General features: G+C 64.8%; 29 protein-coding genes and 1 other RNA gene. 16 read left to right on the top strand and 14 right to left on the bottom strand.

Translation table 11 applies throughout. The features are described 5' to 3' along the window. Positions 1–22 precede the first annotated feature (22 nt). Complete coding sequence (locus FY036_RS11460) at positions 23–907, top strand: alpha/beta hydrolase (protein ID WP_148914862.1); 885 nt, start codon at positions 23–25, stop codon at positions 905–907. A gap of 7 nt (positions 908–914) precedes the next feature. On the opposite strand, the gene FY036_RS11455 is transcribed toward FY036_RS11460, so the two are convergent. Continuing rightward, positions 915–1811 (bottom strand): LysR substrate-binding domain-containing protein, encoded by an 897-nt coding sequence (locus FY036_RS11455; protein WP_148914861.1) that lies wholly within the window; start codon positions 1809–1811, stop codon positions 915–917. Positions 1812–1941: 130 nt separating this feature from the next. Between FY036_RS11455 and FY036_RS11450 the strand changes: the two genes are divergently transcribed. From FY036_RS11450 to FY036_RS11440, 4 genes are all read left to right on the top strand, one after another. After that, positions 1942–2121: a hypothetical protein gene (locus tag FY036_RS11450; RefSeq protein ID WP_148914860.1), complete on the top strand. Its 180-nt coding sequence runs from the start codon at positions 1942–1944 to the stop codon at positions 2119–2121. Positions 2122–2139: 18 nt separating this feature from the next. Next, positions 2140–2316 carry a hypothetical protein gene (locus tag FY036_RS23765; RefSeq protein WP_161601127.1) on the top strand — a complete coding sequence of 59 codons (177 nt, stop codon included), beginning with the start codon at positions 2140–2142 and terminating at the stop codon, positions 2314–2316. Positions 2317–2629: 313 nt separating this feature from the next. Continuing rightward, positions 2630–2770, top strand: a complete 141-nt coding sequence (locus FY036_RS11445; protein WP_148914859.1) for a hypothetical protein — start codon at positions 2630–2632, stop codon at positions 2768–2770. Between the two features lie 282 nt (positions 2771–3052). Then, positions 3053–3991 (top strand): GlxA family transcriptional regulator, encoded by a 939-nt coding sequence (locus FY036_RS11440; RefSeq protein ID WP_235897642.1) that lies wholly within the window; start codon positions 3053–3055, stop codon positions 3989–3991. Positions 3992–4023: 32 nt separating this feature from the next. On the opposite strand, the gene FY036_RS11435 is transcribed toward FY036_RS11440, so the two are convergent. The 7 genes from FY036_RS11435 to FY036_RS11405 form a co-directional block, all read right to left on the bottom strand. Next, positions 4024–5556 (bottom strand): DegQ family serine endoprotease, encoded by a 1533-nt coding sequence (locus FY036_RS11435; RefSeq protein WP_148914857.1) that lies wholly within the window; start codon positions 5554–5556, stop codon positions 4024–4026. A 165-nt stretch (positions 5557–5721) separates the two neighbouring features. Beyond that, positions 5722–5907 carry a DUF2065 domain-containing protein gene (locus tag FY036_RS11430; protein WP_148914856.1) on the bottom strand — a complete coding sequence of 62 codons (186 nt, stop codon included), beginning with the start codon at positions 5905–5907 and terminating at the stop codon, positions 5722–5724. A gap of 1 nt (position 5908) precedes the next feature. Continuing rightward, positions 5909–6880, bottom strand: coding sequence for a protease modulator HflC (gene hflC / locus FY036_RS11425; RefSeq protein ID WP_148914855.1), 972 nt, complete (start codon positions 6878–6880; stop codon positions 5909–5911). After that, positions 6880–7989, bottom strand: a complete 1110-nt coding sequence (gene hflK / locus FY036_RS11420; protein WP_148914854.1) for an FtsH protease activity modulator HflK — start codon at positions 7987–7989, stop codon at positions 6880–6882. The genes hflC and hflK overlap by 1 nt, the downstream gene beginning before the upstream one ends. Before the next feature lie 148 nt (positions 7990–8137). After that, the gene (locus FY036_RS11415; protein WP_148914853.1) at positions 8138–8641 is read right to left on the bottom strand and encodes a dihydrofolate reductase; all 504 of its coding nucleotides are present in this window, start codon (positions 8639–8641) and stop codon (positions 8138–8140) included. 5 nt (positions 8642–8646) lie between these two features. Beyond that, on the bottom strand, positions 8647–9441 hold the full coding sequence (locus FY036_RS11410; RefSeq protein ID WP_148914852.1) for a thymidylate synthase: 795 nt from the start codon (positions 9439–9441) through the stop codon (positions 8647–8649). Positions 9442–9571: 130 nt separating this feature from the next. After that, complete coding sequence (locus FY036_RS11405; RefSeq protein WP_148914851.1) at positions 9572–9883, bottom strand: DUF2853 family protein; 312 nt, start codon at positions 9881–9883, stop codon at positions 9572–9574. A gap of 139 nt (positions 9884–10022) precedes the next feature. Here FY036_RS11405 and ssrA point away from each other — a divergent pair. From ssrA to FY036_RS11385, 4 genes are all read left to right on the top strand, one after another. Beyond that, positions 10023–10381, top strand: a transfer-messenger RNA (tmRNA) gene (ssrA, locus tag FY036_RS11400). 159 nt (positions 10382–10540) lie between these two features. Continuing rightward, on the top strand, positions 10541–11089 hold the full coding sequence (locus FY036_RS11395) for an SspB family protein (RefSeq protein WP_148914850.1): 549 nt from the start codon (positions 10541–10543) through the stop codon (positions 11087–11089). Between the two features lie 8 nt (positions 11090–11097). Then, positions 11098–11295, top strand: a complete 198-nt coding sequence (locus FY036_RS11390) for a DUF4169 family protein (RefSeq protein ID WP_148914849.1) — start codon at positions 11098–11100, stop codon at positions 11293–11295. Next, positions 11292–11510: a ribbon-helix-helix domain-containing protein gene (locus FY036_RS11385; protein ID WP_148914848.1), complete on the top strand. Its 219-nt coding sequence runs from the start codon at positions 11292–11294 to the stop codon at positions 11508–11510. The genes FY036_RS11390 and FY036_RS11385 overlap by 4 nt, the downstream gene beginning before the upstream one ends. 11 nt (positions 11511–11521) lie before the next feature. Here the strand turns inward: FY036_RS11385 and FY036_RS11380 are convergent, their stop codons facing one another. Further along, positions 11522–15502 (bottom strand): AsmA family protein, encoded by a 3981-nt coding sequence (locus FY036_RS11380; RefSeq protein ID WP_268932172.1) that lies wholly within the window; start codon positions 15500–15502, stop codon positions 11522–11524. A gap of 77 nt (positions 15503–15579) precedes the next feature. After that, entirely contained in the window at positions 15580–16998 is a 1419-nt protein-coding gene (locus FY036_RS11375; protein WP_148914846.1) for an FAD-binding oxidoreductase, read from the bottom strand. 136 nt (positions 16999–17134) lie between these two features. On the opposite strand from FY036_RS11375, the gene FY036_RS11370 reads away from it, so the two are divergent. From FY036_RS11370 to FY036_RS11355, 4 genes are all read left to right on the top strand, one after another. Further along, positions 17135–17620: a thioesterase family protein gene (locus FY036_RS11370; RefSeq protein WP_148914845.1), complete on the top strand. Its 486-nt coding sequence runs from the start codon at positions 17135–17137 to the stop codon at positions 17618–17620. Between the two features lie 144 nt (positions 17621–17764). Then, positions 17765–17995: a hypothetical protein gene (locus FY036_RS11365; RefSeq protein WP_235897638.1), complete on the top strand. Its 231-nt coding sequence runs from the start codon at positions 17765–17767 to the stop codon at positions 17993–17995. A 119-nt stretch (positions 17996–18114) separates the two neighbouring features. Then, positions 18115–20724 (top strand): ATP-dependent helicase, encoded by a 2610-nt coding sequence (locus FY036_RS11360; protein WP_148914844.1) that lies wholly within the window; start codon positions 18115–18117, stop codon positions 20722–20724. A gap of 294 nt (positions 20725–21018) precedes the next feature. Further along, positions 21019–22092, top strand: a complete 1074-nt coding sequence (locus FY036_RS11355; protein ID WP_148914843.1) for a hypothetical protein — start codon at positions 21019–21021, stop codon at positions 22090–22092. A 39-nt stretch (positions 22093–22131) separates the two neighbouring features. Here FY036_RS11355 and FY036_RS11350 read toward each other — a convergent pair whose 3' ends face one another. From FY036_RS11350 to FY036_RS11340, 3 genes are all read right to left on the bottom strand, one after another. Further along, positions 22132–22446 carry a hypothetical protein gene (locus FY036_RS11350; RefSeq protein ID WP_148914842.1) on the bottom strand — a complete coding sequence of 105 codons (315 nt, stop codon included), beginning with the start codon at positions 22444–22446 and terminating at the stop codon, positions 22132–22134. Between the two features lie 200 nt (positions 22447–22646). Further along, positions 22647–23267, bottom strand: coding sequence for a DapH/DapD/GlmU-related protein (locus tag FY036_RS11345; protein WP_235897637.1), 621 nt, complete (start codon positions 23265–23267; stop codon positions 22647–22649). A gap of 31 nt (positions 23268–23298) precedes the next feature. Continuing rightward, positions 23299–23802 carry a cytochrome b gene (locus FY036_RS11340; protein ID WP_148914841.1) on the bottom strand — a complete coding sequence of 168 codons (504 nt, stop codon included), beginning with the start codon at positions 23800–23802 and terminating at the stop codon, positions 23299–23301. Between the two features lie 91 nt (positions 23803–23893). Between FY036_RS11340 and FY036_RS23920 the strand changes: the two genes are divergently transcribed. From FY036_RS23920 to FY036_RS11330, 3 genes are read left to right on the top strand one after another with little or no spacing between them, the layout of a single operon-like run. Beyond that, a complete protein-coding gene (locus FY036_RS23920) occupies positions 23894–24052 on the top strand; it encodes a hypothetical protein (RefSeq protein WP_201744745.1) in 159 nt (52 codons plus the stop codon). Positions 24053–24094: 42 nt separating this feature from the next. Next, positions 24095–24670 (top strand): SCO family protein, encoded by a 576-nt coding sequence (locus FY036_RS11335; RefSeq protein WP_148914840.1) that lies wholly within the window; start codon positions 24095–24097, stop codon positions 24668–24670. A 17-nt stretch (positions 24671–24687) separates the two neighbouring features. Then, entirely contained in the window at positions 24688–25563 is an 876-nt protein-coding gene (locus tag FY036_RS11330) for a 50S ribosomal protein L11 methyltransferase (protein ID WP_148914839.1), read from the top strand. Positions 25564–25629: 66 nt separating this feature from the next. Here FY036_RS11330 and FY036_RS11325 read toward each other — a convergent pair whose 3' ends face one another. Next, positions 25630–25818, bottom strand: coding sequence for a hypothetical protein (locus tag FY036_RS11325; RefSeq protein WP_148914838.1), 189 nt, complete (start codon positions 25816–25818; stop codon positions 25630–25632). Between the last annotated feature and the right edge of the window lie 67 nt (positions 25819–25885).

The following is a 25885-nucleotide window of genomic DNA, read 5'->3' as shown; positions in this document are numbered from 1 at the left end:
CGCCGGGCCAGCAGGAGCCTCAATGCCGAGCCTGAAAAGTCGCCTCGCCGCCCTCGTTCTGCGACACACGCGCAAGAAGGCGTTCATGAGCCCGCAGGGCCTTCACGCCTGGATCGAAAAATCGCGAAAGACGCAGGATCACCAGCCGCCGGTGAAGGTCGCGCGCCGCCTCGACATCGCCCGTCGCACGGTCGAGGGACACACCGTCTACGAGGCAAGGCCGAGACAGGGCGCGACCGGGCGGCGCATCCTCTACCTGCATGGCGGGGCCTACTGTTTCGAGCTGACCTCGTTCCACTGGTTTCTGATCGCCGAGGTGGCCGAGCGGCTGGGCGCGCATGTCACCGTGCCGGTCTATCCGCTTGCCCCGGAGCACGACTTTCACGCCATCTACAAGATGACGCGCGCCGTGTATCGCGAGGTCATGGAGGAAGGGTCGGAAGTGGCGCTCATGGGCGACTCGGCCGGCGGCAACATGGCGCTGGTGCTGACCATGATGGCCGCGCAGGAAGGCTGGCCGCTGGCGAACCGGATGGTTCTGATTTCGCCGGGCCTCGACATGACGCTCGCCAACCCCGAAACGCTCACGGCCGCCGAGCTCGACCCCTGGCTGGGCATTCAGGGCGGGAAGGAAGCCGTGCGGCTCTACGCGGCAGAACTCGACTTCGGCGACTGGCGCATCAGCCCACTTTACGGCGACCTCTCGGTGCTGCCGCCGACGCTGATATTTTCCGGCACGCGCGATCTTCTCTATCCCGACAGCATCGTCTTCGTCGAAAAGGCCAGGCGCGAGGGCGTCGAAGCCGAACTGGTTGTCGGGCAGGGCATGATCCATGTCTGGCCGCTGATCGACATGCCCGAAGCACGCATCGCGCGCGACCGTATGGTGGCGTTTCTGTCGGCCTGAGACGGCGTCAAAACCTGCCCGTCTCCCTGAAGGTCTCGAACGCGGCGCGGATGTGGTCGGCAGCGGCCTGTACCGGTGCGGACGCGTCTGGAGCTACCATCATCGCCAGATTATAGTTCGAGAGCAGCGGCAGCCCCTCCTCCGGCCCCAGCGCCACGATTTCCTCGCCGATGAACGACTTGGGCAGCGGCGCGACCGCGAGATCCGCGAGAATGGCCGCGCGTTGGCCGGCGGTGTGCGCGCTCATATAGGCGACACGGTAGTTGCGCCCCGCACGCCCCAGCGCGTCGAGTGCGTCGGCGCGCCACACGCATCCCTCCTCCCAGAGCGAAACCGGCAGCGGGTCGCGCAGATGCGCGCAACCACCCTTGGCGCCGCCCCAGACTATGGGCTCCGTCAGCAGGATTTCCGCGTCACCGGGAATATCCCTGCGGGCCGTAAACAGGGTGATATCGAGCTGACGCTCCGACAGACGGCGGCGCAAATTGCTGGTCATGTCGATCGTCACGTCCACGGCGATGGCGGGGTGCGTCTTGGCGAACCGCCGCAGCACCGTCGGCAGCACGCGCTCGCCATAGTCGTCGGGAGAGCCGAGCCTGACGATGCCGGCTATGTCGGGCACGATGAACTTGGAGACGGCCTCGCGGTTCAGCGCCAGCATGCGCCGCGCGTAGCCGATCAGCATCTCGCCATCCTGCGTCAGCGAAACCGAGCGCGCATCGCGCGTGAAGACCGACACGCCGAGTATGTCCTCCAGCTTCTTGATCTGCATGGAGACGGCCGAAGGCGTGCGGAAGACTGCCGTGGAGGCAAGGGTGAAACTGCCGGTTTCGGCGATCGCCACGAAGGTGCGCAACACGTCGAGATCGAGGATGGGCATCGGATGATTCAGGGGAGCGTTCATTGGGACCTGCCATCAACAAAACTGAATGAAACCATCATTCCATTTCGTTTGATTGAACATGACGTAGGGGCCATAGTCAAGTCCATGAGCAGCGGAGACGTCGCTCCCCTGCCGAGGAAGGAGATAGGAAATGTCTATTCTCAATTCGATCGCCCGCTTCGCCAACGACTATCGTGCCCGTCGCCGGCGCATGAACAGCTACCTCGAAATCCTGGCGCTGCCTCCCGAAATCCAAAAGGACATCGGCTGGCAGGTAGAGGATGACAGCGCAAATCGCGCCGCCCGCAACTACCGCACCTTCGGCGGGTGACCATCAGGGAGATGACAAATGTCCATGTTTCGCAAACTGAAGGGCTTCCTGCGCGAGTTCGCGGAAATTCACCACCACGCACGCACCGGCCGGTCGCCCGAAAGGCTGCGCCGCAAGCAGCAGCCCGTCGCCTACGCGAACAAGGTCGACGGATGGCTCAACACCAGTATCGATATCGCGACGAAGCGGTATTGACGAGCAAAGGCATGATCCCCGGCGGGGATAATGACCGCCCCGCCGGCCCGCACAGCTTGGCATGCATTTGGGCATGACGCCCATGTTTTAGCCGCATGGCGACGCGCCTGAACGCCAAGCCGATGAATCCGCTGCATATTTGGCCGTTTTTCCGGCAAACGCCGTTTTCAGTGTCGTTTTCGCAGCTTTGCACTTCGCATTTTCAGCTTTGTTTGCGCCGCACAATGCTTATATCCGCGCTATCAAACGAGCGACCCCACTCCATCACGCGAAGGCGCTCCGTGTGAGACCTGACTTTGCATGGAGACGTATCATGAAACTCTTTTCCCGCTTCTTTTTCGCTCGCCGTGAATCCAACCTGACGACCGCCCTCGAGCGCCAGCGCCTCGGCCGCACGATGCCCGGCCAGACCGGCGCGATGGCCGGCTCGCGCTACGGCTTCCTGGTCAACTGACGCCAGCCGCAGCCGCAATCGGTCAAGCGACACAAGCCGCCCGGCAGTCCGCCGCGGCGGTTTTGTCGTGTTTCGGATACACTCGCGACAATTTGACGTTAAGGGGCGGTCGGCTTGTCAAATTCCCCCATCGCATGGCGTTGACATTTATGCGTTTTCCTGATGACGCTTTGCTGATCGCGACATGACCTGTCTGCGGGCCGCTTTACCCCGGAGGCACAAGTGACGCCCAAGCAAACGCTCAAACGTTCGATCGTCTTCTTTCTGGTACCCGACTTCACGATGATCGCGTTTGCGACCGCGCTCGAACCCCTGCGCTCGGCCAACCGCATGCTGGGCTACGAGGCGTATCGCTGGCGGCTCGCAAGCGCGGATGGCCGACCGGTCCGCGGGTCCAACGGTGTGGAATGCGCGGTCGATACCTCCCTTGAAGACGAACGGCGCAAGATGGCAGGGCCCGAGCGCCCGTCCATGGTCATAGTCTGCTCCGGCCTCAACGTCGAGAAGTACCAGCAGAAGAGCGTGTTCGCCTGGCTGCGCGAGGAGTATAACCGCGGCGTCGCCATCGGCGGCCTCTGCACCGGCGCGCACGTGCTGGCGCAGGCGGGCCTGCTGTCCAACCGGCGCTGCGCCATCCATTGGGAGAACCTGCCGGGCTTCGCCGAGGCCTTCCCGAAGGCCAACGTCTACGCCGACCTGTTCGAGGTGGATGCCAACGTCTACACCTGCGCAGGTGGCACGGCGGCGCTGGATATGATGCTCAAGCTCATCGGCGACGATTTCGACGACAACCTCGTCAACCGCGTCTGCGAGCAGGTGCTGACCGACCGGGTGCGTAGCCCCACAGACCGCCAGCGCCTGCCGCTGCGCGCGCGCCTGGGCGTCCAGAACTCGAAGGTGCTGACCATCATCGAACTGATGGAGGCCAACCTTGCCGAGCCGCTTTCGCTGATCGAGATCGCCGACCATGTCGGGCTGTCGCGCCGGCAGATCGAGCGCCTGTTCCGGCAGGAAATGGGCCGCTCGCCCGCCCGCTACTATCTGGAGATCAGGCTGGACCGCGCGCGCCACCTGCTGATCCAGTCTTCTCTGCCGGTGGTTGAGGTGGCGGTCGCGTGCGGCTTCGTGTCGGCCTCACACTTCTCCAAATGCTACCGCGAGCTCTACGCCCGCTCACCGCAGCAGGAGCGCGTCGACCGCAAGCAGTTGATGGCAGCGTGAGATGGCGCGGCGGGTTGCCCCGCCGCCGCCCGTCAATCCATGCGGATGGTGACGAAGCGCAGTTCTCCGGCATTGGACGACAGCATCAGCAGCGCGTTGCGCCGCCCCTGCGTCTTCAGAGCGTTGACCCGGTCAAGCACATCCTTGGGCGAAGAAACCGATTCCTGCGCGATCTCGGTAATCACGTCGCCGACATTCACGCCACGCTCCTGCGCGACGGAGCCGTCCTCGACCTCGGTCACCACCACGCCCGAAACCTCCGACGAGATTTCGTAGGTAGCGCGGGTGTCTTCGTCCAGTTCGGCGATGGTCATGCCCAGCACTGTGGCTGTCGCAACCGGTGCGACCTCCTCCGGGGTGTCCGTCTCGCCCTCGGTCGCCTCGCCCTCTGCAAGCCGTTCGCCGTCCTCGAGCCGGCCGAGCGTGACGGCAACCGTCTGCTCCTCGCCCTTGCGAATGACGATGACATCCACGGCCTTGCCTACGGGGCTTTCGGCCACGACGCGCGGCAGGTCGCGCATGTTGCGGACCTCCTTGCCGTCGAACCTGATGATGACGTCGCCGGGCTGGATCGAGCCGTCGTCCACCGGACCGCCCTTGATGACGCCGGCCACCAGCGCGCCAGTCGCCCGGTCCATGCCGAGGCTTTCGGCGATGTCGTCGGTGACCGGCTGGATGCGCACGCCCAGCCAGCCGCGTCGCGTCTCGCCGAACTCGCGAAGCTGGTCGATCACGCCGACGGCTAGCTGCGAGGGAATGGAGAAGCCGATGCCGATCGAGCCACCGGACGGCGAGATGATCGCGGTGTTGATGCCGATCACGCGGCCGTACATGTCGAAGAGCGGGCCGCCGGAGTTGCCGCGGTTGATGGCGGCGTCGGTCTGAATGAAATCGTCATAGGGTCCGGACTGGATGTCGCGCCCGCGCGCAGACACGATGCCGATGGAGACCGAACCGCCGAGCCCGAACGGGTTGCCGATGGCCATCACCCAGTCGCCGATGCGGATGGACGTGGAATCCCCGAACTCGACCGCGGTGAGTTCGCGGATGGACGGATCGACCTTCAGCACCGCGATGTCGGTCTTCGGGTCGGTTCCCACCAGCTCCGCCTTGAGCTTGCCGCCGTCGGCGAAATTCACCTCGATCTCGTCGGCATCGGCGATCACGTGGTTGTTGGTGACGACGATGCCTTCCTCGGCGTCGATGACGAAGCCGGAGCCAAGCGACTGCACGCGACGGCCGCCGGGCTGGTTGCCTCCGTCACGCTCGCTGAAGAACTCGTCGAAGAATTCCTGGAACGGCGAGCCTTCCGGCAGGCCGGGCGGGGGCACGTTGCGTTGTCCGCCGCTGCTGCCGCGCACGTTCTGCGAGGTGGAGATGTTGACGACGGCGTCGAGCAGCCCTTCGGCCAGATCGGCAACCGAGGCGGGGCCCTGCACCACGGGCGGCTGCGCCTGCGCATGGGCCGAAGGCGGCAGCGACCAGAGGCTGGCGGCGCCGATCGCGCCTGCCGCCGCGCCGATGAGCGCCTTGCGTGTTGCTGACCTGAAAGTCGTCGAAACCATGCGGGCACTCTCCGAAAATGGTGGTGGCTTCACGCCGTCGGCGCACATGGTGGCCAACAATGAGGCGCGTTTGCGACCGAATCCGGCCGCGCGCGACAAATCATTGTGACTGCCTGAAAGACGCCGCACAAGGGTGCGTCGTAGGGGGCGCGTTACAAGGGACCGTCAGCCCCGTACGAGCCAGACGATCGCGACACCCGCCGCGATCGCCACAAGTCCTGCCACGCGCAAAACCTGCTCGGGCATCGAGAGCACGTCAGCGGCCAGCCGCCTTGCAAGCTGCGGCAGGCCGCCGTAAAGAACGCCCTCGATCACCAGAACGAGGCCCAGCGCGACCAGAAGGTCGCTCACGCTATTCCGTCGCGCCGGTGGTCAGGCCGCCGTTTCCGGCAGCGGGTGACGCCGGTGCGGTCGGCTGTGTCGGCTGCTCGCCATTGGTCGGCAGACGGCCGTTGGGATTGCCGAAGAACCGGAAGAACTCCGAATCCGGCGACAGCAGCATCGTCGTGCCCGACCCTTCGAGCGCCGCCGTATAGGCAGCCATCGAGCGGTAGAACTCGAAGAAGTCGGCATCGCGCGTGAAGGCATCGGCAAAGATCGCGTTACGCTGCGCCTCGCCCTCGCCTCGGAGGATTTCCGATTCGCGGCGTGCGTCGGCGATGATCTCCACCACCTCGCGGTCGGCACGGGCGCGGATGCGCTGTGCCGCCTCGCGACCTCGCGCTCTCAGACGCTCGGCTTCGGCAAGACGCTCGGCCCTCATGCGCTCGTAGGTCTGCTGCGAGACCTCCTGCGTAAGGTCCGTCCGGCGGATGCGCACGTCGACGATCTCAAGACCGAGCGACGTTGCGTCCGGGCGAAGCTGCTCGGCCACCTCGCGCATCATCGACGAACGCTCTTCCGACAGCGCCGCCTCGAAGCCGCGCAGACCGTAGACCCGGCGCAGCGCCGCATCGAGACGCGTCCGCAGGCGCTGTTCTGCCAGCGGCACGCTACCGGAGACCGCCAGACGGAACCGGCGGGCATCGTTGATGCGATAGGCGATGAAGGCGTCGACCTCGTAGAAGCGACCGCCCGAGACCTGAACGCGGATGTCGTCGAGATCGAAACGCAGGACGCGGTCTTCAATCATCTGCACGTTATCGGCCTCCAGGAAGGAGAACGGCGCCTTGAAGTAGATGCCCGGCTCGGTCTTAACGTCTACGATTTCACCGAAGCGCAGCACGATGGCCTGCTGGCGCTCGTTGACGACGAAGATCGACGACCAGACGATGAAAAGCAGGACGGCCGCGATGACCAGTATTGCGGGAAGACGGTTTGACATCAGTTGTTTCCTCCCTGGCCCTGCTGCGCCGCGCGCAGTTCAGGCAGCGGCAGGTAGGGGATCACCCCCTGCCCGTTGCCCTGCTCCACGATGACCTTGTTGGAGCTGCGCAGCACGTTTTCCATCGTTTCCAGGAAGAGACGCTTGCGTGTCACGTCGGGTGCCTTGGCGTATTCGTCGTAAACCGAGATGAAGCGCTGCGCCTCACCTTCGGCCTCCTGCACGACACGGTTGCGGTAGGCGGCTGCTTCTTCGCGGATCTGCGCGCCTTCGCCTCGTGCCTGACCGAGCTGCTGGTTGGAGTACTGGTTGGATTCCTCGACGAAGCGGTCTTCGTCCTGTTCGGCGCGCTGCACCTCCTCGAACGCATCGGCCACTTCGCGCGGCGGCGCGGCGTCCTCGATCGAGATGGCGGTGATCGCCAGACCCGCATTGTAATCCTCGACGGTGCCCTGAATGATCTCGCGCACGTTCTCGGCGATGCCCTGACGGTCGTCGCGGAAGATGTCCTGAGCCGGGCGCCGGCCCACGACCTCGCGCATCGCGCTCTCGGCGATCTGCCGCAGCGTCGCGTCCGGATCGGAGACGTTGAAGAGATAGGCGCTCGGATCGGCCACCTGGTAGGCAACCGAGAAACGCACATCGACGATGTTCTGGTCGCCCGACAGCATCAGCCCGGTCGAAGCGCCGCCCGTGCTGCGCGCTTCGCCCACATTGATGAGCTTTTCAGCGACGTTGGCCTTCTCGACCGTTTCAACGGGCCACCAATGGAAATGCAGCCCCGGCTCGGAAATCTCGTCCTTGGGCTTGCCGAAGCGCAGCTCGACCGCCAGTTCGTCCGGCTGGACGGTGTAGATCGACTGGAACAACCACAGCGCGGCCACCACCAATGCGATCAGGCCGAACATGGCAGGGCTGGCCTGCCCGCCGCCGGGCAGCGCCTGCTTCAGGCGATCCTGTCCGCGACGGATGATGTCTTCGAGATCGGGCGGGTTGCCGCCCGGACCGCTAGGCCCACGTGGCCCCTGGCCCCACGGACCGCCACCGCCTCCTCCATTGCTTCCGCCCCCCCACGGGCCGCCTCCGCCACTCTGATTGCTCCAGGGCATGAACTTCCTCTTGTCTAGACTATGTCCTTGGCGGCGGAACCTCCGCCACGTGTTGCCGTTTAACGGGGTTATAGGCACGCAAGCCCACGCTTTCAACGCAATGGATGCCGGGTGCGGCGTTTTCGCGGCAGATGGCCGCGCCAGCGCCTTATTCGGACTGCCGCCGTTCGTAGATCACATGGCGTGTGGCATGGCTGTCTTTTTCACCCGCCGGATACGCCTCGCTGCTTGCAGCATACCATGTTTCGGCATCTATGGGTGGAAATCGCGTGTCGCCATCTATCGTTGCCAGAACATGGGTTACGTCGAGACGGTCGGCCGTCGGCAGCGCCTGTGCATAGATCTGCCCGCCGCCGATAATGCATGCCTCCTCCGCATGGTCCTCTCGGGCTAGAGCCAGCGCTTCGTCCAGCGAGGAAACGACATCCGCCCCGTCAGCAACGTAGCCGCGATCACGCGTTATCACGATGTTGTGGCGGCCGGGCAGCGGCTGCTTGGGAAAGCTTTCCCAAGTCTTGCGGCCCATGACGACGGGCTTGCCCATCGTCGTCGCCTTGAAGCGCTTCATGTCGGTCGAAAGCCGCCATGGCAGCCCGCCGTCCCGTCCGATGACGCCGTTTTCGGCGATCGCCACCACCAGCGTCACGCGCATCGCGATCACACCGCGATCGGTGCGCGGATGGTCGGCTCGGCCACATAGCCTTCCAGCCGGAAATCCTCGAAGCGAAACGCGAACAGATCCCTGACGTCGGGATTGATCCACATCGTCGGCAGAGCGTGGGGTTTGCGCTTCAGTTGCTCCCGCGCCTGCTCGAAATGGTTGGAATAGAGATGCGCATCACCCAGCGTGTGGATGAATTCGCCCGGCTTCAGCCCCGTCACCTGCGCGACCATCATCGTCAGCAGCGCATAGGACGCAATGTTGAATGGCACGCCCAGAAAGATGTCGGCCGAGCGCTGGTAGAGCTGGCAGGAAAGCCGCCCGTTGGCGACATGGAACTGGAACAGGCAGTGGCATGGCGGCAGCGCCATGGCATCCACTTCGGCAGGGTTCCACGCCGAGACGATCAGCCGGCGCGAATTGGGATTCTCGCGTATCTCCCTGACGACGTTGGCGATCTGGTCGATGGACCCGCCGTCCGGCTTCGGCCACGAGCGCCACTGCGACCCGTAGACAGGCCCGAGGTCGCCATTGCCGTCTGCCCACTCGTCCCAGATGGTGACGCCGTTGTCGTTGAGATATTTGACGTTGGTGTCGCCGGCCAAAAACCAAAGCAGCTCATGGATGATCGACTTGAGATGCAGCTTCTTGGTCGTCAGGACGGGGAAACCCTCGGCAAGGTCGAACCGCATCTGCCAGCCGAACACACCGCGCGTGCCCGTGCCGGTGCGGTCGCCGCGATCGACGCCGTTTTCCAGCACGTGTTCGAGAAGGTCGAGATATTGCCGCATGGATGCCGCCGCTACGATTCGTGTATCGACGCATCATAGCCGACGCGCCACGGCGCGGCACGCGTTTCCTCGGCCGCCGCGGCACGGCAGCCGATATCGCTGTGGATAGAAGAGGCTTTGGGAGACGGGGCTACAGCGAGCCGAGCTTGCCCAGATGTTTCGCCGTCAGGTAGTAGAACGTCACCCGGCTCTTGGTGCGGTCGGCGGAGAGTTCCTGACAGACCTTTTCTATGACGGAATTGGCCTTGGCCTCGTCGGACACGCCCAGCTTCTTTTCGATCCAGTTCGTCCGCACCCGGTCCAGTTCCTTCGGATCGCTGCACGATACCAGCGAGGAATCGCGGTTGCGCAGCGCGATGCCCAGATGTTTCACGATCTTGTTGACTGCGTCTTCGCTTGCGCCGGCATCGTATTTCTTCACGTCCGCGAGATAATCGGTCATCCGTAGTCTCCCCTCGTCAGTAAAGGCTTCAAAGAAATGAAGCGGACCTTGCGTCATCCGCAAGGTAAACTTCGGTTCTCGCAAAGGCCGAGTCAAGCCCGGCCGTGGCTGCCGACGCAGCGAGGCGACGCGTCGAACGGGCCTTCCCTTTCGCGCGCCGACTTCCTATATTCGGGCGGTCAGCTTGCCTGACTATGGAAATAAACGGCCGTTGCAATAAGCCATTCGGACCCGGGGGCGGTACCCGGCGCCTCCACCAGGAACCGCAGCATCGCGCTGCGGCTGCTGATGGGGGCGAAACAGGATCGACGAGGGTGTAAAGAGCGGACTTTTTCCCGGCATTGTACCACCGTTATCGGGCTATTCTTATAGTTGCCAACGACAACTATGCTGAGGCACGTCTCGCTGCTTAATGCGGCGCGATAGTCTCGAATTAAGCCCTGTGGGTTAGCACCTTCAGGCGGGGTTCGGAGGTACCTGGCAACAGAAACCTCCACTTCCTCTCCCAGACATTGAATCGAATTGGTGAGCGCTCGTTTTGGTTGCGCTTTTTGCTGCCGCCGTCTCGTCCCGGCATCGCGTCACGCTATATCCAGTTTACGCGCGCCCCAAGCTTCATTACACCATTGCCGTTGATTCAAGGAAAATTGGGCCCCTATGGCTGACGATCTTATCCGCTACGACATTCTCACCCAGGAGGCCCTGCGCGGCGTCATGCGCAAGGTGCTGGGCGAGGTCGCGCGGACCGGCCTGCCCGGAAACCACCATTTCTTCATCACCTTCATGACCGGCGCGCCCGGCGTGCGCGTTTCCAGCCGCCTGCGCGAGCGTTATCCGGAGCAGATGACCATCGTGCTACAGTTCCAGTATTGGGATCTGAAGGTGACGGACACGGGCTTCGAGGTCGGCCTGTCGTTCTCCGACGTGCCGGAGAAGCTCGAGATTCCCTACGCCGCCGTGCGCGGCTTCTACGATCCGTCGGTCAACTTCGAGCTCGAATTCTTCGTCGAACAGCCGAGCGGCGAGGACCTCGTGCCGGAACAGCAGGACGCGCCCGTCGAACTTCCCGCCCCTGCGACCACCTCAAAGAAGGCGGACAAGCAGCGCAAGCAGGCTGCAGCCGCCTCGCCCGACGAGGCGGAGGAAGAAAAAGAGCCCGGCAAGTCCGCCGACGTCGTGTCGCTGGACGCTTTCCGCAAGAAATAGCCGCGCCCATGGGCGAGATCGTCAATCTCCGGATGGCCCGCAAGCGCAAGGCACGCGCCCAGGACGAGAAGGCGGCCGGCGAAAACCGGCTCCTGCACGGCCGCTCGAAGGCCGAGCGCAGCGTCACCAAAAGCGAAAACCAGCGCGCAGAAGCCGCCCACGAGGCCCACCGCCGCGAAAGGCCCGAGCCCGGCGAAGACAGGTGAGCGCCGTCGTCAAACGCTCGGTTTCAATCCGTGGCCACCGCACCAGCTTCTCGCTCGAGCAGGAGTTCTTCGACGAGCTGGCGAAGATCGCGGCCGCCCGCGACGTGCCTTTGGCGCGACTGGTGGGCGAGATCGACGAGGCCCGGCCGCGCACGACCAACCTGTCATCCGCTCTCCGCCTCTACGTGCTGGAGGCCGTGCGCAACGGCGGTTGATCTGTTCAGAATTAGCGGTTCTCGCCGAGCGCGCGCATCAGACCTTCCACCGAAAAGCTTTCTTCAGAGAAGGTGAAGGGCGCGGGCTGCGGCCTCGGTTCCGGTGCGCGGGGGGCAAGCTGCGGGGTGACATCGACGGTGCCGGGCGGGGCCAGCGGCTGGCGCTGCACTGCGTTGGGGTCGGTCGCGACAGGCGTCGAAGGATTCGTCCCGCGGGCCCGTATCAGCGCCTCGACCTCCTCGCGCAGCCGCTCATCTTCGGCGCGCTGGCGCTCGTCCTGTTCGCGCAGCGTCTGTTCCTCGATGCGCCGGCGTTCGGCCTCCTGCTCGCGGCGCTGTCGTGCTTCTTCTTCTTCGGCGCGGCGCTGCGCGGCATCCGCTTCCTCGGCCGCGCGTGCGCGTTCAGCCTCTATCCTGGCTGCTTCCTCGGCGCGCCTGCGCGCAGCCTCCCCTTCCTCGATCAGGCGTTGCTGGCGCTCCAGCCGCTCGGTTTCCTCGGCGGCACGGCGGGCTTCCTCGGCAGCGTTGGCGCGCTCCTGCGAAAGCGCTGCATAGTACCGCACCTCGCGCCGATGCCGCTGCTTTTCCAGAAGCGACGCCTGCATCGCCTCGACACGCTGCTGTTCGAGTTCCAGCGCGCGCTGGGTCAGGAATTGCGCCAGCGGCTCCGTGTCCACCAGCACGCCGATATCGTCGAGCGGCCCTGCCGCCACCAAACGCACCGACGGCTCGGAGCCGACGAGCGCTTCCTGCCCGGCAGCGAAGGTCAGCGTCGCCTCCGCGCCGACCGTCGATTGCCCGAGGTCGGCCCTCACCTCGCCCGACAGCGTCGCGCCGTCCGTTTCCAGCCGCAGCGGCGGCGCGCGCACACCGCCGTTGGCCACCGTGAAGGCGATGTCGGCCCTGTCGGCGCGGAAGGTGCCCTCGCGCACGATGTCCGTCGCGAACACTGCCGTGGCCGCCGCATCGATCGCGGGGCCGATCTTGTCGGCTTCGGCCAGCAGCGCGGAAAATGCATCCGGCGCAACCCCTTCGATGGAAAGGTCGCGCACGCTCACCGTGCCCGAGCCGGCAAGCGCCGACACGATGCCGTCGATCGACTTGCCGCTTGCCGTCAGGGCTGCAGTCAGCGTCGTTTCCCCGCCAAGGCCGACATCGCCGAGCAGTTCGGTGAGGTCGGCATCGTCCAGCCGCAACTGGCTGGAAAGCAGGCCGGTGCCGCTGTCATTCTTGAAATCGAGCAGCCCGGAAATCCGGCCGCCATAGACCTGCGCGCTTACGTCCGAGACCGCAATGCCGTCGCGCCCGATGCGCAAGGTAAGCCGGGCGTCGCGCGCTTCGGCAAGGAAGCCGGCATAGAGGCGGTCGACGGCGAGGTCGAGATCGGCCGTCAGCGGCGTGGCGACCCCTTGCGCGAAAGGCGCGGTCGGCCAGTCGTCGCCGCCACCCTGCAATGCAGCGGCTCCCGTCGCCATTTCGGCCACCGAGGCGAGATCGAAGCTTTCCAGCGCCAGCGCGCCCGTCAGATGCGGCAGTCCCTCGCGCATCTGGGCGTTGATGTCGCCGCGCACGGCGGCACCCGCCACCTCGCCGCTCAGGCCGGACAGGACCAGCAGGCCGTCGTCGATGTCGATCTGTGCCGATCCCGTCACCGGGAGGCCCAGCGCACCGCCCGGCAGCACGATGCCGCTGGCGACCAGCCAGGGCTCAAGATCGTCGGCCTCGAGGCGTCCGTCGCCGCTGGCGGCGATACCCGTCTGGCGCAGCGATGCCTCGCCCTCGAAGCCAAGATCGAGACCGTCGCCGGAAAACGACAAGCGCGCGGCGCCGCCGTCCTGCGGCACGCCTTCGAACGCAAGCTCCAGTTCGCCAGCCCCAAGCATTCCCAGCGGCAGCACCGGAAGGCCCATAAGAGCGTAGAGCGCCTCGGCCTCTTCGTTGCGCGCAGACAGCTCCAGCGTAACGGGCGTCGTGGCAAGCGCGCTGCTTCCGTCTTCAGCGCTGCCGGTCAGCGTGAAGCTCGTGCCGCCTGCCTCGCCGGTCGCGCTCAGCGCAAGGCCGCTCGTCCCGTCGCCATTGGCGGCCGCGCTGGTGACGACCCGTATCGAGGCCTCCTCCAGCAGGCCCGGATAAAGCGCGGCACGACGGGCCATCTCCTGCGCGAGCCGGTTTTCGGGGAAACGCTCTGCAAGTGTCGCGGCCAGCGGTTCAAGGTCCGTCGCGATCACCGTTGCGTCGAGATTGCCCGTCGGCCGGCTGTCGAAGTCCTTGATCGAGCCCGTCGCGCTGATGTTTGCGCCCGCAAGCCCGCCGATCGAAAGCCTGTCGATCTCGAGCTGACCATCCTTGAGCCGAAGCGCGGTGTCCAGCGTCTCCGCCGCAAGCCCCTCCGCCGTCACCGGGCCGGCCGTGATTTCGAAGGCAATGTCGCGATCCTGCAACCGCGTCTCGCCGCTGTCACTAACGAACAGCGAGGCGAACGCCGTCATGCCTTCGACATCCAGCCTGTCGCCGTCGAGCTTCAGCGTCATGGAAGGTTCTTCACCCGCCGGCGTCCGGCTGTCGATCTCGCCGCGAAAGCGAGCCGAGCCCAGCACCAGTTCGAGGTCGCGGAATGCCTGCCGCTGGCTACTCAATTCCACCTGCGCGCTAAAGCCGGCAGCAGGGAGCCGGCGTATGGCGTTGTCTACGTCGCGCGCCAGCCACGTCGCGAAGCCCGAGGGCTGCCCCACCGCCAGCAGCAGCGACCCTGTAAAGCCGAGTTCGTCGGCGACGGCCAGTTCGCCACTTGCTTCAAGCGTCGTTCGGCCGGGCAGCGTGGCGCCGAGCGAGGCAACCGTCCAGCCGGCCTCGGACGGCTCGGCCGCCAGATGAATGTCGCGCACCGTCGTGTCGCCCGCCACGATCGCCGGCAGGTTGACGGCGACGCGGCCGGGAATGGCCGGGCGCGGCATGTCGAGCAGGAACTCGCGCACCGCCGCCAAGCGCTGGTCGAGCGCGGCACCCGCGCCGGCCTCGCCGCCGGCAGCATCCTCGAAACGTATCTGCGCGCCATCCGCCCTTATGTCGAAGCGGGGCTCCGCGCCGAGCACGAACTGCGCACTTCCGTCGGCCGTGTAGGGGTCCTCCAGCGTGCCGGTCTCGAACCGGAACTCGGTGATGTCGAGCATCCTGTGGTCGAAATCGAACCCACCGCTCACCCTGTAGGCGGGTGGCTGCTGCGCGCCCTGCTGCTGTGCCTGCTGAAGCTGCGCGGCAGTGGATGCGTTGACCCGGAACTGGCCGGCATAGCGTGCGCCGCCTTCCTCGATCCGCGCCGCGCCGTCGGTTTCCAGCACGAACGGGAATCGCTCGGGCTCGGCCCGCACGCGAAGCCGCATACGGCCGCTCTCGTCCACCGCGCCCGTCGAGACCTGCAACGCCGTGCGCATCCCGTCCAGCCGCAGCGATCCGTCCATCCGCCACGGGCCGGTCAGGGCGCGCGCCGATATGTCCGCATTGATTTCGGTGAGTTGGTGCGTACGGCCGCTCTCTGCATGCTCTATCGAAACCCGGCCTTCGGTGATGGTCAGCTTCTCGAGCGAGATGTGGCTGGCGCCGATGGGTGCCGAAGGCCGCATCGACCAGTCGACTGCCCCGTCGTCGCCGACGCCGATGCGGATGTCCGGGCGCACCAGACGCATGTCGAAGATATGCAGATCACCTTGCATGAAGGGAGCCAACTCCGCATCCATCGAGAAGGTCTCGACGGTCATCGCGGTTTCGCCGGGATTCACTCCGGCGACCACCACGTCCGTGAACGTGACCGATGGAAACGGCAGCAGGCGGGCATTCGCACTACCCTGCACCTTGACGTCACGACCGAGAATACGGCTGGCCTCGCGCTCGAAGTCGGCGCGATATGAAGTCCAGTCGATGAAGTAGGGTGCGACCAGCGCCACGGTCAGCGCCAGTACGATGAACCCTCCAATGACGACGAATAGCCGGGCCAGTCTCTTTCTCCCGCCTGAATCCCCAAGCTCCCCCGCACTTTAGCGGCAATACGGTGACGATAAAGTGGCAATCGGCCCTATGTCACAGCCGCAGGGAGAACCTTGCCGGGGTTCATGATGTTGTGAGGGTCCAGCGCCTGCTTGATTGAACGCATGATGTCCACCCCCACGCCAAGCTCGTGCGGCAGGAAGGCGATCTTGCCCTGCCCGACGCCGTGCTCGCCCGTGCAGGTTCCTTCCATGGAGATTGCGCGCATGTTGAGGCGCCCCACGAAAGCCTCCGTCGCCTCGATCTCTTTCGGGTCGTCGGGGTCCATCAGTACCAGCACATGGAAGTTGCCGTCGCCCACATGCCCGACGATCGGCGCGATCAGGCCCGAGCGGGCGATGTCTTCTTCCGTCTCGTTGATGCATTCGGCGAGCCGCGAGATCGGCACACACACATCCGTCGACAGCGCCTTGCAGCCCGGCCGCAGCGAGAGCCCGGCCCAGTAGGCGTCGTGCCGCGCCTTCCACAGCTTTGCGCGCTCCTCGGCGACGTTGGTCCACCGGAAAGGCCCGCCGCCGAACTCGGCGACGATCTCGCCGAACGTCTCGGCCTGTTCCTTCACGCCCGCCTCGCTGCCGTGAAACTCGACGAACAGGCACGGCGTCTCGGGATAGCCAAGCTGCGAATAGTTGTTGAGCGAGCGCATGCCGAGCCCGTTGATGAGTTCTATGCGCGCGACCGGCAGGCCCATCTGGATGGTCATGATGACGGCGTTGCACGCCGCATCCACGCTGGGGAACGGGCAGACCCCGCCCGATATCGCCTGCGGGATGCCGTAGAGCTTCAGCGTCAGCCCCGTGATCACGCCCAGCGTGCCCTCCGAGCCGACGAGCAGTCGCGTCAGGTCGTAACCGGCGGAGGACTTTCTGGCGCGTTTGGCCGTGGTGACGGCGCGGCCGTCGGCCATCACGGCGGTCAGCGACAGGACGTTCTCGCGCATGGTGCCGTAGCGCACGGCATTGGTGCCCGACGCGCGCGTTGCGGCCATGCCCCCGAGGCTGGCGTTCGCGCCGGGGTCGATCGGGAAGAACAGGCCCGTGTCGCGCAGATGCGTGTTCAGATCCTCGCGCGTCACCCCCGGCTCGATGGTGCAATCGAGGTCTTCCGCGTGGACGGCGAGCACACGGTTCATTTGGGTGAGGTCGATCGAGATGCCGCCGCCCGGTGCATTCACATGGCCCTCGAGCGACGTACCTGTCCCGAACGGGATCACAGGCACCCGATGCTCGGCGCAGGCGCGCACGATCTCCTGCACTTCCTCGGTGGAATGGGCGAACGCCACGCCGTCCGGCAGCTGCGAGGGAATGTAGGTCGTGGTATGCGCATGCTGGCCGCGAATGGCATGGCCGGTCTGGAAACGGTCGCCGAAACGCTGCTTGAGAATGCCGAGCACCAGCGCGATGCCCGCATCGTTCCTTTCCACCGGCTGCAGATCGGCCAGAGCCATGACATTCCTCCGTGGATCGGCCGCCGCACGTCTTGTGCACGCAGACCCTTTGGTTTTCTCTGTCGGCAGACAGCAAATGGCGCACGGTTTGTCCAGCGATCCGCCGCGACCGCCCGTTCAAAAACAGGAAACCGCAATGTCCAGCCCCGCCCCCTTCGTCTCGCGCGTCCTCGAGATCGAGAAGGATTGGATCGACTATAACGGCCACCTCAACATGGCCTACTACAACGTCCTGTTCGACCGCTGCGCCGACGAGGCGTTCGAGCTTCTGGGCATGGGGCCGAAATATGCCGAAGAGCGCCGGCTGACCACCTACACCGCAGAGGTCCACGTCTGCTACGTGCGCGAACTGCATCTGGGCGACAAGGTGACATGCACCTTCCAGTTGCTCGATCACGACGAGAAGCGCTTCCACGTTTTCCAGGAACTGCACCATGCCGAAGGCTGGCTTGCCGCGACCTCCGAGGTGCTGACGCTGCATGTCGACATGGCGGGCCCGAAAGTCTGCCCCTTCCCGCCCGATGTGCTCGCCAACCTTCAGGCGATGCGCGCCGCCCATGCAGCCCTGCCCGTGCCGGAACGGGCCGGCCGCTCCATCGGCATCCGCCGCAAGCCGGGCTGAAAACAGGGCTTTTCGGCCTCGTTCGTCCGGTTTTGCACAGCTTGATGCCCCGTTCGCCTTGATCGGCGTCCCCCTCTCCCGACAATCGCCGATGAAACGACTCACCGAAACGAGTCCCTCGAAGACCCGGCTCGGAGGCATGCAATGACGAACGGCGAAACCAGCGACGTCGCCAACCTGTCGAGCACGCTCGCGCTCGATACCGCCTACAGCGACTATGACCTGTGGCGGGCGCACAAATCGCTGGACGACGAGCTCTACAAGCTGGAACGCGAGCATCGGCCGATCCCCATCGACGTACTGTACGCGCGGCGCATTCTCAGCGTCGCGCGCACCAAGCGCGCCGAGGGACACGCGACGGGCCGGCATTCCTGACGTACACGGCATTCAGCGCGGTTGGAGAACAGCGCCGAAGCGCAGTCACGTCAGTTGATCTTGGATGAACGTTACGGGAACGCTGGTCTTTCCGTCCCGAATCACTACATTCCCTCGAAATGTCCGGATTCCCAGACGACATCCCGTTCTTCGACGAGGACGATGCACCGCGCCCAAACAGCCAGCCCGCCCCTCGACCGGCCGGCGGCGGCATCGCCGCGCGCGCCATGGCGGCACGTGGAGGCAACCGCGCGCCCGACTATCTGGCGGGCCTGAACCCCGAGCAGCGGCTGGCCGTCGAGACGACCGAAGGCCCGGTGCTGGTGCTCGCCGGCGCCGGCACGGGCAAGACCCGCGTGCTCACCACCCGCATCGCCCACATTCTGGCGACTGGCCGTGCCTACCCCTCGCAAATCCTCGCGGTGACCTTCACCAACAAGGCCGCGCGCGAGATGAAGCACCGCATCGGCGTGCTTGTCGGCGAGGCGGTGGAGGGCATGCCGTGGCTCGGCACGTTCCACTCCATCGGCGTCAAGCTGCTGCGCCGCCATGCCGAACTGGCCGGCCTGCGCTCGGACTTCACCATCCTCGATACGGACGATGTGATCCGCCTCATCAAGCAGTTGATCCAGGCCGAAGGGCTGGACGACAAGCGCTGGCCCGCCCGCCAGTTCGCGCAGATCATCGATGGCTGGAAGAACAAGGGCCTCGGCCCCTCTGAAATCCCCGAAGGCGATGCGCGCGCTTTCGCCAACGGCAAGGGCCGCGAGCTCTACAAGGCCTATCAGGACCGGCTGACCACGCTGAACGCGTGTGATTTCGGCGACCTGCTGTGCCACCCGATCCGCATCTTCCGCGCCCATCCCGACGTGCTGAAGGAATACCACCGCAAGTTCAAATACATTCTCGTCGACGAGTACCAGGACACCAATACCGCCCAGTACATGTGGTTGCGGCTTCTGGCGCAAAGGCCGGAAGCCAGAGGTCACGTTCCGGCCGGTCAGACCGCCGTCGCGGAGGGCCAGTCGCCGCAGGCGGCTGTGCGGCCCGTGAGTGAAAACCAGGTCAACATCTGCTGCGTGGGCGACGACGACCAGTCGATCTATGGCTGGCGCGGCGCGGAGGTCGACAACATCCTCCGCTTCGACAAGGATTTCCCCGGCGCGACCGTCATCCGGCTCGAGCGCAACTACCGCTCCACAGCGCATATACTCGGCGCCGCCTCGCATCTCATCGCTCACAATGAGGGGCGATTGGGCAAGACGCTGTTCACCGAAAAGGCCGACCCCGACGACGCCAAGGTGATGGTCCACGCGGCGTGGGATTCGGAAGAGGAAGCCCGCGCCGTCGGCGAGGAAATCGAGGCGCTCCAGAGTCGCAGGCACAACCTCAACGACATGGCGATCCTCGTGCGCGCCTCGTTCCAGATGCGCGAGTTCGAGGACCGGTTCGTCACGCTGGGGCTGAACTACCGCGTCATCGGCGGTCCCCGCTTCTACGAGCGGCAGGAAATCCGCGACGCGATGGCCTATTTCCGCGTCGTCGCGCAAGGCGCGGACGACCTCGCCTTCGAGCGCATCGTCAACGTGCCCAAGCGTGGTCTGGGCGAAGCAGCGATCCGGCAGGTGCACGACACCGCCCGCGCGATGCGCGTGCCGATGCTGGAGGCTGCCGGCAAGCTTGCCGAGAGCGACGAGATGAAACCCAAGCCGCGCGCCGCTTTGCGCGAAGTCGCGGCCAATTTCGCACGCTGGCAGGGCCTCATCGACACGACGCCGCATACCGAACTGGCCGAGATCATTCTGGAAGAATCCGGCTACACCGAGATGTGGAAGAACGACAAGTCGGCGGACGCCCCGACGCGGCTCGAAAACCTCAAGGAGCTTATCCGCTCCATGGAGGAGTACGAGTCCCTGCGAGGTTTCCTCGAACACGTCGCGCTGGTGATGGATGCCGAGCAGAACGAGAATCTCGACGCCGTTTCCATCATGACGCTTCATTCGGCCAAGGGGCTGGAGTTCGACACCGTCTTCCTGCCCGGCTGGGAGGAAGGCCTGTTCCCGCACCAGCGCGCGCTGGACGAAGGCGGCCGCTCCGGCCTGGAGGAAGAGCGCCGGCTTGCCTATGTCGGGCTCACACGCGCCAAGAAGAACCTGCACCTGTGGTTCACGTCCAACCGCCGCATCCACGGCCTGTGGCAGTCGACCATTCCGTCCCGCTTTCTCGACGAGTTGCCAGAGGCGCATGTCGAGGTGGCAGAGGCCGGCTCATCCTATGGCGGCTACGGCATGGGCGGGTTCGGCGAGCGGCAGGCCGGGCGCCAGAACCCGTACGGTGCGTCGCGCTTCGACAATGTCGGCAGTGGTGCGGGGTCGTTCTCCAACACCTACGCTACGCCCGGCTGGCAGCGCGCGCAGCAGAACCGCACCGAAGCGACAGACCGCAACTGGGGCTCGCGCTCCGGCCACTCGGTCGAGCGCATCGGCTATGGCGAGGTCGATTCCGGCTACGGAGCAGGTCGTGGCTCGGTCAAGGGCCGCACCATCGAGGGCGAGCTTGTCGCCAAGTCGGTCTCCGACAGCCCTTCCCCCTTCAAGGTCGGCGACCGCGTGTTCCACCAGAAATTCGGCAACGGCAACATCGCCGCCGTCGAGGGCAACAAGCTGACGATCGACTTCGACAAGGCCGGCCAGAAGCGCGTGCTCGACGGGTTCGTCACTACCGCTTAGGCAACGTTCGAGACATACAACCGGACACACCTCAAAATTGCTCATGCACGTAAAGCAACCTTTGCGTGTATCGCTGTAGCTTGTTCGTGCAGGCAATGGTGCCTGTACCTTCCGCTTCCGAGCGGTTTACCTCCGGGCCCCTTCCGTTTCACCCACCCCCGCGACGGAAGGGGCGCCTTTGCCGCTCAGGAGGTCGCGCTGCATCCCGTTCGTATCACCATTGCGACCGTCGTTCTGGGGCTCCTTGCGACGGACGCGCGCGCGGGCGAAGCCGAAGGCTCCCACAAGGCCACGGTGACGCTCGCGCGCCACTACACCACGAATGCCCTGGACAGCGACCTCCCCTTCGAGGACTGGTACACCGCTCTGCGCGGCTCGCTGGAAAGCGCCGTCGGGCACGAGCTGAGCACGACGAAGCTGACCGCAGACTTCGAGCTGCGCCGGTACGACACCTACGACATCGAGGACGACAGGGCATTCGGCATTGCGGCCGAGACGACCATGAGGCCCTCAGCGACGACCGAGCTGCGGGGAACGCTTTCCCTGCGCACCATCTCCGACGGCGACGACTTTCCGATAGAAGATTTCATCCTCGGCACCCGCACGCGCAAGACAATACTTGGCGGCGCATTGCAGGCCGGCTTTCTGGTCGGGGCTGATACGACACTGGTGCTGGAAGGCGCGGCATCGCGCGAATTTGCGGGTCGCACCCATTTCCAGCTCGGCGCGATCGAACCAACAAAGCTCGAACCCGACCGTGACCTTCTGCGCGTTGGAACAACCCTGATCCGGACGACCGCACCCTACAGCTACGGGGGTTCGGTGGTCGCAGGCTTGCGCCGCTCCCATGCGGTCCAGCCGCTGCCGGAACTCCTGCTGTCGGAATACTCGGCAAAGCTTCAGGCCGCCGCCAGTTTCTCCAGTGAAGCGACGATCAGCGGTGCGGTCGGCCTGCAGGTGCTTCACCTGCTCAACGGCACGTTCACCGAAATTCGACCGACCGTCGAGCTGGCGGCCGCAATGCCTCTGGGTGAAAAATTCTCGCTGCGCGGATCGTTCCGGGCTGCCTACGACACGACGTCTACCGACGACCCGCTGGCCGTATGGGTGCGCCGCGCCGAGGCGGAGCTCGGCTACCGGGCTAGCCCCACCGTCACCCTCGCTCTGGGCGCGTTCGACGAGCGTCGTGACAACGTCGCCATAGGAAACCGGGACACGGTGTACGGTCTCTATGCGCAGACCGGCTGGCAGGCGAACGAGAGCACCGCCGTCATTCTCCGCATCGACGCCCGACGGCGGCTCATCTCCGTCTTCGACATCGAAAAGCGCACCATTGATGCGCAGATCGCCGTAACCAGGAGCCTGTAGCGAAGGGGCAGGAGGCGCGACCCGCCTGCCCCCGCAATATCAGCGGCGATGGCCGCGACGGCTGTTGCTTTCGGGCACGGCAATCACGTTGTTGAGAAGGCCGGTGCCGGAGCCGAGGATGCCCAGGCCCAGATTGTTGCCCGACAGGATCGGCGAGTTGTTGAGGATGCCGATGCCGCTGAGGACATTCAGATTGCCGGTACGAACCGTCGGCGAGACGTTGACCAGCCCGCTCGAATAGTTGTTGCCGTTATGGTTGCTTGTCGTATTGGACCGCCAGCCATTGGCTTCCGCCGACACGACGGAAAACGAGAACGCGGTAGCGATTGCTGCGAGAGCGGCGAGTTTCTTCATGAGACTTCTCCCTTGTCATGAAGTCCCTCCGCTTCCTTTCGGTCTATCTCCGCGAACCAGAAAGCCACCTATGCGAGAGAATTGCAACCTGCAATCGCAGTATTTCGTTAAGCAGAACCGAAAACGGTACGTTAAGGATAAGCTTTTTCCTTAATTCATAAAACAAGGATAAAATTGTAATGAGATCAGCGGCTGGATGATTACTCCCATTTGGCGAGAAAATCACCGATCGCCAGCGTCTGCATGTCCGGTATCGCTTGAGCGAGCTTTTCAGCGGGCCAGTCCCACCATGCCAGAGCCTGCAACCGGGCGGCGACTTCTTCCGCAAACCGCATCCTGAGGCGTCTGGCGGGCATCCCCGCCACGATCTCGTAGGGTGCGACGTCTTTGGTCACCACCGCGTTCGCGCCCACCACCGCGCCGTCGCCCACGTTAACGCCGGGCATGATTACGGCACCGTGCCCGATCCAGACATCGTTGCCGATACGCACCTGCTTCGCCCGCCGCCTCTCGCGGAACGTCTGGTCGACGCCGAGAAACTTGAAATATTCGTTCGGCCGGTACGTCACCTTGTGCGTCGTCACGCGCTCCATCGGATGCTCCAGCGCATTGATGCGCACATTGGCTGCTATGGAGCAGAACTTGCCGATGGAGGTGTAGATCGCCTCGCCATGGCGCTCGAAATAGGAATAGTCGTCGACCGTCACCTCGCGCAGGATGACCCGCTCACCGATGGAAACGTGGCGGCCGAGCCTGCACGACTTGAGATCGGCGGTCGTGTGGATGCGCGGGTCGCTGTCGGTGGGCAGGAAATCGGCCATGCGCAGCCCATACCTTGCCGTTCGCCGCCGCTCAATCCTTCGTCATCAGCATCCGCGTCAGCGCATCGGATTTGAAGACGAACACCTGCACCAGCGCGCCGATTATGTGCAGCACCGCCAGAATGAACAGCAGCGCGCGAAAGACGCCATGTGCGGCCGACGCCGCCTCGCTGGCCAGAAACCAGGCCGCCGCGCCCGAAAGCGGCGTCAGCACGATCAGCGCATAGAGCGCGATATGCGTCCCCTCGGCAACCTTGCGCAGGATCGGCGGTTCGTTACCCGGCGCCGGCGGGACGCCGCGCGAAAAGCGCAGCGCGATGCGCCAGAGCGCCAGCACCAGAATGGTCATCCCGATGATGATGTGCACGTTGGCCGCCGCCATCTCATCAGCCTCGACGCCCTCGCCACGCATGAAACCGCGAAAGGCATCCTCGATCCCGTCATTGATGAAGAACTGGAACACCACCAGCGTGGCTACGCTCCAGTGCAGCATGATCTGCGTTGCCGAATAGCCCTGCGGTCTTGTCGCGCTCATCGTTCCCCCGGACGTTCACATTCGCGTTGATGCTCTCTCCAGCGTCAAGATGCCATCTTTCGCGCGCTGGCGCGAGGCGGTACAAGCGGACATGTTCACTGCGCGCCACTCCATCGCCCAGCTTGCCGCATTCGCCCTCGTGGCGCTCGCGCTTTCGGCGACGACAGGCCTCGCCTTTGCAGGCTGGATGGAGCACGCGCCCGGCATCTTCACCACGCTCATCGAATCCGGCCTGTCGTGGTGCTTCTGACAAACCTGGCCGCCTGACGCTCACCCACGCTGGATCTCCATCATGATGCGCTCCATCCTCGTCGGAATTCTGCTTGCCATGGTCGCCGGCGTCGGCTGGCTCACCTTCGACTGGTATCGCACGCAAAACAGCGCACGCGCGTTCGGCGAGCCCTTCACATTGGTCCAGGGCGACGGCTCGGAAATCACCGAGACGGCCTTCCGCGGCTCGCCAACCGCCGTCTTCTTCGGCTTCACCCATTGCCCGGAAGTGTGCCCCACCACCCTCTTCGAGCTGGACGGCTGGCTCGCCCAACTCGGCCCCGAGGGAGAGAAGATCAAGGCGTATTTCGTCACCATCGACCCGGAGCGCGACACGCCGGAAATGGTCGACACCTATGTCGGCAACGTGTCGGAACGCATCACCGGCATCTCCGGCGAGCCCGACAAGGTGTTCGCCATGGCCAAATCCTTCGGCATCTACTGGAAGAAGGTCGATCTGGAGACGGGCGACTACACGATGGACCACACCGCCTCGATCCTTCTGCTCGATCGCGCAGGTGATTTCTGGGGCACCATCGCCTATGGAGAGAATCCCGACAACGCGCTGGCGAAGCTGAAGAGGCTGGCCGCCGGCTGATCCACCGGAACCCTCTCTTGTCACAGACCCGTCTGCACTTCATCGCGACCCGGCCGGCCTCGACCGGGTTGTTTGCCGCCCTCGAGACCGAGTTCGAGGACGACGGACTGCCGATCGCCATTATGGAACTCGATGAAGATGCGGGCACCGACGAGATTTCCGTCTATGCGGACGACGGCACGACGCAGGAGGTCGAGCGACGCATCCTCGCCATTGCCGCCCGTCACGATCTCTCGCCTTCGCTCGAGCAAGAGGTGCTGCCCGACATCGACTGGGTGACGAAATCGCTCGAGGGGCTGAAGCCAGTCCGGGCCGGGCGCTTCCTCGTCCACGGATCGCATGATCGCGACCGGCGCCGCACCGGCGATATAGGCATCGAGATCGAAGCGGGGCTGGCCTTCGGCACGGGCCACCACGGCACGACGGCAGGGTGCCTCGAGGTGCTGACCCAGGTGGTGCGCCGCGAATCTCCGCGCAACGCGCTGGATCTGGGCACCGGCAGCGCCGTTTTGGCGATCGCGCTGGCCAAGATGGCGCGCATCAGCGTGCTGGCGACCGACATTGACGCGGTGGCGACTGCCGTGGCGAAGGAGAACGTCAGGCTCAACGCCGTTTCGGCCTATGTCGAAACCGCAACGGCCGCCGGCTTCCAGAACCCGGTCTTTGCCCGGCGCGGCCCGTTCGACCTGATCGTGGCAAATATACTGGCGCGGCCATTAATGAAGCTGGCGCCGCAGATGGCAGCCCATCTGCTGCCGGGCGGCTCGCTCGTGCTTTCGGGCATACTGGATCGCCAGCGCGATGCGGTAGTGGCGGCCTATGCCGGCCAGCGCTTCCGCCATGTCCGCACGCTTCACCGCGAAGGCTGGGTGACCATCCACCTCAAGCGCTGATACGAAAAAGGCGGCCCGTCTCCGGACCGCCTTTTTGTTGTTCCGTATCGCGTCACCCCACGCAACTCAGAACAGATGAGGAATTCCACCGGTGCGCTTCAGTTCGGCGCGGCTGAACCCGCTCGCCTTGAGCGTCTCGTCGTCCAGCGCCAGCAGCGCGTTGGCCACATAACGCTGGGCCTGCTTCTCGCGGGCGGCAACCATGGCGTCGAGGGCATTGCGGAAAAAACCACGCTTTGCAGAGTTGTGTCCCATTTCACGTCTCCAATGAGCAAGTTGTCCTCCACGCTCAAAAGGTAAGCAATGTTGACCTAATCTACCA

Origin of the sequence: Neoaquamicrobium microcysteis (genome assembly GCF_008180155.1) — a bacterium.
GTDB lineage: Bacteria > Pseudomonadota > Alphaproteobacteria > Rhizobiales > Rhizobiaceae > Aerobium > Aerobium microcysteis.
Note: the sequence above shows the minus strand (reverse complement) of the source record. Positions and strands in the feature narration are given on the sequence as shown.

Bases quoted from the DNA above. Each gene is read 5' to 3' on its own strand.
- FY036_RS11365 (WP_235897638.1), top strand. From the start codon at position 17,765: ATGACGAACGGCGAAACCAGCGACGTCGCCAACCTGTCGAGCACGCTC.
- FY036_RS11350 (WP_148914842.1), bottom strand. From the start codon at position 22,446: ATGAAGAAACTCGCCGCTCTCGCAGCAATCGCTACCGCGTTCTCGTTT.
- FY036_RS11415 (WP_148914853.1), bottom strand. From the start codon at position 8,641: ATGCGCGTGACGCTGGTGGTGGCGATCGCCGAAAACGGCGTCATCGGA.
- FY036_RS11460 (WP_148914862.1), top strand. From the start codon at position 23: ATGCCGAGCCTGAAAAGTCGCCTCGCCGCCCTCGTTCTGCGACACACG.
- hflC (WP_148914855.1), bottom strand. From the start codon at position 6,880: ATGTCAAACCGTCTTCCCGCAATACTGGTCATCGCGGCCGTCCTGCTT.
- FY036_RS11335 (WP_148914840.1), top strand. From the start codon at position 24,095: ATGATGCGCTCCATCCTCGTCGGAATTCTGCTTGCCATGGTCGCCGGC.
- FY036_RS11345 (WP_235897637.1), bottom strand. From the start codon at position 23,267: ATGGCCGATTTCCTGCCCACCGACAGCGACCCGCGCATCCACACGACC.
- FY036_RS11455 (WP_148914861.1), bottom strand. From the start codon at position 1,811: ATGAACGCTCCCCTGAATCATCCGATGCCCATCCTCGATCTCGACGTG.
- FY036_RS11440 (WP_235897642.1), top strand. From the start codon at position 3,053: ATGATCGCGTTTGCGACCGCGCTCGAACCCCTGCGCTCGGCCAACCGC.
- FY036_RS11410 (WP_148914852.1), bottom strand. From the start codon at position 9,441: ATGCGGCAATATCTCGACCTTCTCGAACACGTGCTGGAAAACGGCGTC.
- FY036_RS23765 (WP_161601127.1), top strand. From the start codon at position 2,140: ATGTCCATGTTTCGCAAACTGAAGGGCTTCCTGCGCGAGTTCGCGGAA.
- FY036_RS11340 (WP_148914841.1), bottom strand. From the start codon at position 23,802: ATGAGCGCGACAAGACCGCAGGGCTATTCGGCAACGCAGATCATGCTG.
- FY036_RS11390 (WP_148914849.1), top strand. From the start codon at position 11,098: ATGGGCGAGATCGTCAATCTCCGGATGGCCCGCAAGCGCAAGGCACGC.
- FY036_RS11360 (WP_148914844.1), top strand. From the start codon at position 18,115: ATGTCCGGATTCCCAGACGACATCCCGTTCTTCGACGAGGACGATGCA.
- hflK (WP_148914854.1), bottom strand. From the start codon at position 7,989: ATGCCCTGGAGCAATCAGAGTGGCGGAGGCGGCCCGTGGGGGGGCGGA.
- FY036_RS11375 (WP_148914846.1), bottom strand. From the start codon at position 16,998: ATGGCTCTGGCCGATCTGCAGCCGGTGGAAAGGAACGATGCGGGCATC.
- FY036_RS11395 (WP_148914850.1), top strand. From the start codon at position 10,541: ATGGCTGACGATCTTATCCGCTACGACATTCTCACCCAGGAGGCCCTG.
- FY036_RS11445 (WP_148914859.1), top strand. From the start codon at position 2,630: ATGAAACTCTTTTCCCGCTTCTTTTTCGCTCGCCGTGAATCCAACCTG.
- FY036_RS11405 (WP_148914851.1), bottom strand. From the start codon at position 9,883: ATGACCGATTATCTCGCGGACGTGAAGAAATACGATGCCGGCGCAAGC.
- FY036_RS23920 (WP_201744745.1), top strand. From the start codon at position 23,894: ATGTTCACTGCGCGCCACTCCATCGCCCAGCTTGCCGCATTCGCCCTC.
- FY036_RS11370 (WP_148914845.1), top strand. From the start codon at position 17,135: ATGTCCAGCCCCGCCCCCTTCGTCTCGCGCGTCCTCGAGATCGAGAAG.
- FY036_RS11435 (WP_148914857.1), bottom strand. From the start codon at position 5,556: ATGGTTTCGACGACTTTCAGGTCAGCAACACGCAAGGCGCTCATCGGC.
- FY036_RS11450 (WP_148914860.1), top strand. From the start codon at position 1,942: ATGTCTATTCTCAATTCGATCGCCCGCTTCGCCAACGACTATCGTGCC.
- FY036_RS11325 (WP_148914838.1), bottom strand. From the start codon at position 25,818: ATGGGACACAACTCTGCAAAGCGTGGTTTTTTCCGCAATGCCCTCGAC.